This is a genomic window from Amycolatopsis sp. TRM77291, assembly GCF_054166285.1.
Genome location: NZ_JBSZHF010000003.1, coordinates 1 through 3546 on the forward strand (window position 1 = coordinate 1; position 3546 = coordinate 3546).

At 67.1% G+C, this 3546-nt stretch carries 3 protein-coding genes; all 3 read right to left on the reverse strand.

Features of this window, described 5'->3' with window-relative positions; all coding sequences use genetic code 11:
- Positions 1 to 46: 46 nt before the first annotated feature.
- A complete protein-coding gene (locus tag ACXIZN_RS42985) occupies positions 47 to 1666 on the reverse strand; it encodes a peptide ABC transporter substrate-binding protein (protein WP_457960748.1) in 1620 nt (539 codons plus the stop codon).
- A gap of 257 nt (positions 1667 to 1923) precedes the next feature.
- Entirely contained in the window at positions 1924 to 2877 is a 954-nt protein-coding gene (locus tag ACXIZN_RS42990) for a Ppx/GppA phosphatase family protein (protein ID WP_457960749.1), read from the reverse strand.
- A gap of 23 nt (positions 2878 to 2900) precedes the next feature.
- Positions 2901 to 3546: lytic transglycosylase domain-containing protein (locus ACXIZN_RS42995; RefSeq protein ID WP_457960750.1), on the reverse strand; the 646-nt coding region annotated here is incomplete at its 5' end.

Here is a 3546-nt window from a genome sequence, read left to right on the forward strand (position 1 = left end):
CGGGCGGGCGGGGGGGGGGGGGCCCCCGGCCGCCACGACCACGCGATTACTTCGCCGCGACCTCGATGGACGAGTAGTCCGCGAGACGACCGAAGTCGAGCTTCGCGACCTTGAGCCGGTTCGACTTGCCGCCGACACCCTTCTCTTCCCACACGGGGATCTGGGGCAGATCCTTCGCGATCAGGTCCTCGGCCTGCTGGTACAGCTTGATCGCGGCCGCCTTGTCGGCGGTCTGGTCCGCCTGGGTCAGCAGCGCGTCGACGGCCGGGTTGTTGTACGTGGAGTCGTTCGACGAACCGGTGCTCTTGTAGCGCGGGTTCAGGTAGTTCTCGATCGACGGGTAGTCGGCGGACCAGTCGGAGCGGCCCATGCCGGTCAGCTGGCGGTTGTTGACGATGCTGCGCCACTGCCCGAAGTCGGTCGCCGGCACGAAGTCGCATTCGACGCCGAGCGCGTTCTTGATGCTGTTGCACGCCGCGACCAGCGGCTCCTTGCGGCCACCGTCGGCGTTCGAAGCGATGGTCAGCTTGCCGGTGAAACCGGACTTCGCGAAGAACTCCTTGGCCTTCACCGGATCGAACTTGCAGAACTCCCCGCAGACACCGGGCCGGTAGCCCTCGATACCCCGCGACACGTAGCCGTCGGCGGGCGCGTAGGTGTCGTTCATGACGGTCTTGACGATCTGCTCGCGGTCGATGGCCAGCGAGATCGCCTTGCGCAGGTCGAGGTTGTTGTAACCCGGGACGTAGTACGGGAGGGCGAGCGCGCTGATGCCGAGCAGCTTCCCTTCGACCAGACGCTCACCGAGGTCGGTCTTGTACTTGCCACCGGCCTTCGCCGCGGGCGGGAGCGCCTCCATGAAGTCGAGGCGGTTGCTCAGCAGGTCCTGGTACGCGGTCTCCTGGCTGGTGTAGATGCGGACTTCCAGGTCCTTGAACTTGACCTTGTCCTCGCCCTGGTACTCGTCGAACCGCGTGAGCTTCATGTTCTGGTTCGGCGTGCGCGAAACGAACTTCAGCGGTCCGTTCCCGATGGGGGCCTTGGCGAACGCCTCCGGGTCGGCGAAGAACTTGTCCGGCAGCGGCGCGAAGGCGAGGTAGCCGATCTTGGTGGCGAACACGGAGAACGGCCCCTTGAGGGTGACCTGGAACTCGTAGTCGTTCACGACCTTGAGCCCGGACATCTCCTTGACGGCCGGTTCCTTGGCGCTGATCTCGTCGTAGCCCTGGATCTGCTCGAAGAACGACGCGTTCTGCATGCCGTTCTTGCCGTTCGCGCTGTAGTTCCAGGCGTCGACGAAGTTCTTGGCCTTGACCTCGGTCCCGTCGTGGAACTTCCAGCCCTTCTTGATCTTGATGTCGAAGACCTTCGAATCGGTCGTGGTGATCGATTCGGCCATCAGGTTGTACGGCTCGGCGGTGTCGGACTTGTAGCCGACGAGCGCCGAGAAGACCGGCTTGAGGGCCTTGGACCCACCGAGCTCGTTGGTGTTGGCGGGAATCAGCGAGTTCTCCGGCTCGGTGCCGTAGACCGAAACCGACGCGTTGGCGTCGACGGCGCCGGACCCCTTGTTCTCGCTGGAGCCACCACCTCCACAGGCCGTCAGCAGCATGGCCGCCGTGGCCACCACCGCCGTCGCTCCCCAGAACCCGCGTGAAGCCCGCATGTCCACTCCAACTCTCGTCGTCGGATAGTCCGGCGAGCGCTGGTCGCGCCCCACCGTCCAGAAGGTGAGACGACGCTATGGGACAGGTGAAGCCGATCACAGTGCGTTGGTGTTGCAAATGTGTGACGGTGTCCCGGACCACCCGGTTAGAGCACAACGTTGGTAGGAACGACGCTGCGCCGAACGGCTCAATCCGGACTGGAGGTCACCGCTTGATCACCTAAAGAAATGGCTTCCTATAAGAGAAAACCCGACTGTCAGGCCAGCGACAGGGCGATCCCGTCGAGGATGTCGTGCTCGGAGATCACCAGTTCCCGGGGACCACCGCGCGTGGCGAACTGCTCCGCCAGCACCTGCACGATCACCGAGCCGCCGCCGATCACGTCGACCCGGCCGGGGTGGATCACCGGGTTCGCGGCGCGGGTCGCGTGGTCGGCCGTGAGGAGCGACTGCGCGACGCGGTCGATGTCGGCGTGGGAGAGCTTCGAGAGGTGGGTGCGCTCGGAGTCGTACTCCGGCAGCCCCTGCGCCACGGCGGTCAGGGTCGTGACCGTCCCGGCGACGCCGATCCACGTCTTGGCGGTGGACACGTCCACCACGTCGAAGGCCTCGGTGAGGACCTTGGCGGCCAGCTCACGCGCTTCGGCGATTTCGGCCGCGGTGGGCGGGTCGGACTTCAGCGCGCGTTCGGTGATGCGCACGCAGCCGATGTCGACCGACTTGGCCGCGATGACCTCGGCCCGGCGGCCGTCCCAGGTGCCGACCACGAGCTCGGTCGAGCCGCCGCCGACGTCGACCACCACGAAGGGGCCGTCGTCGGGGTCCTGCTCGCCGACCGCGCCGGTGAAGGACAGGCGCGCCTCTTCGTCCCCGCTGATGACTTCGGCCTCGGTGCCGAGCACCTCACGCGTCATCGCGAAGAACTCGTCTCGGTTGCTCGCGTCACGGGTCGCGGACGTCGCGACCATGCGGACCTTTTCGACGCCCTTGCGGCGCGCGGCGATCGTGTAGTCGGCCAGCGCCTTGCGGGTGCGCTCGAGCGCCTCGGGGGCCAGCTTGCCGGTGGCGTCCACGCCTTGGCCGAGGCGGACGATCCGCATCTCGCGGTGCAGGTCGCGCAGGTCGACCGTCCCGTCGTGGCGGGGCGTCAGCTCGGCGACGAGCAGGCGGATGGAGTTGGTCCCACAGTCGATCGCGGCAACACGAGGCATGTCCCCGAGCTTAGACAATGCGATCAGGGCGTCTTGGTCCCGCTGGTGGACGAGGACGTCACCGTCGTGGTCGTCGTGGTCGTCGTCGGCGACGAGCAGGTCGGAGGAGGGGCCGGAGTCGTGGTGGTCGGACTCGTGCTCGAAGTCGGTTGTGTCTCCGTCTCGGTGACCGTCGGGCACGGCGGCAGCTTCGGGGTCGTCGTCGGCGTTTTGGACGACGACGAACCCGAATTGGCCGGCGGCAGCGAACTCGAAGGCGGCGGCGTCACCGAACCGGGCGGCGTCGACGGCACCGGAGGCGGCGGCACCGACGCGGGCGGCGGAGCGGCACCGGCGTTCGGGGCGCCGATGGGCACCTTGCTGTCCGGCGTCGGCAGCACACCCGTGCGGTACGCCTCCGCCCAGATCAGCACGGTGTTCACGTAAGTGTCCGAGTTGTTATAGCGGAACACGGCCGCGCGCAGCTGGTCCGGTTTGGACAGGTCGAGCCCGCCGGAGCACAGGTACCGGCCCGTGCCCAGCGCGGCGTCGAAGATGTTGTTCGGGTTGGACTCGCCGTCGCCGTTGCCGTCGGAGGCGTAGCCCTTCCACGTAGACGGGATGAACTGTGTCGGGCCGACGGCGCGGTCCCACACCGTGTCGCCGTCGAATTTGCCGCCGTCGGTGTCC